Annotated in this window: 1 protein-coding gene; it reads left to right on the top strand. The window is 72.7% G+C overall.

All coding sequences use genetic code 11. The features are described 5' to 3' along the window. Positions 1-852: aldo/keto reductase family protein (locus NBW84_RS17505; RefSeq protein ID WP_250285806.1), on the top strand; the 852-nt coding region annotated here is incomplete at its 5' end. Between the last annotated feature and the right edge of the window lie 101 nt (positions 853-953).

Raw genomic sequence — 953 nt, forward strand, 5'->3', positions numbered from 1 at the left:
GGCATCACCACCTTCGACACGGCCGACGTCTACGCGGGCACCCGCGCCGAGGCCGTGCTGGGCGAGGCGCTCGACGGCGTCCGTCGGGAGTCCTACGAGCTGTTCACCAAGGTCTTCTGGCCGACCGGCCCCGGCCCCAACGACCGGGGCCTGGGCCGCAAGCACATCATCGAGTCCTGCCACGCGTCGCTGCGGCGGCTGCGCACCGACCATGTCGATCTCTACCAGGCGCACCGGTACGACCCGACGGTGCCGCTGGAGGAGACCCTGCGGGCCTTCGACGACCTCGTGCGGGCCGGCAAGGTCCTCTATGTCGGCGTCTCGGAGTGGAGCGCCGCGCAGATCTCGGACGCGGTGCGGATCGCCGGCGAGCTGGGCTTCGACCGGATCATCTCCAACCAGCCGCAGTACTCGATGCTGTGGCGCACGATCGAGGCCGAGGTCGTCCCGACGTCCCAGGCCGCCGGTATCTCCCAGATCGTCTGGTCACCGGTCGCGCAGGGCGTGCTCACCGGCAAGTACCGGCCGGGCCAGCCGCCGCCGGCGGACACCCGCGCCACCAGCGTGAACGGCGGGCGCTTCATCCAGCGGCTGCTGGGCGACGACGTCCTCACCCGGGTGCAGGACCTGCTGCCCGTCGCGGCCGACGCCGGCCTGTCCCCGGCCCAGCTCGCGGTGGCCTGGGTGCTCCAGAACGACAACGTGGCATCGGCGATCATCGGGGCGTCCCGGCCGGAGCAGGTCCACGAGAACGTCAGGGCATCCGGGGTGAAGCTCGGCCCCGACCTGCTGGCCCGGATCGACGCCGTGCTCGGCGGCGTCATCATCACCGACCCGAAGATCGTCGGCTAGCCGCCCGGCCGCGCCCGGGCCGCCGAGCGCCCGAAAGGCATGATCGGCGCGTTCGACGGCAGGGCCGCCGGCCGATGGTCACCAGCCGGCGGTCACCGGCC

Source organism: Protofrankia sp. CiP1_Cm_nod2 (genome assembly GCF_920664355.1).
Lineage (GTDB): Bacteria > Actinomycetota > Actinomycetes > Frankiales > Frankiaceae > Protofrankia.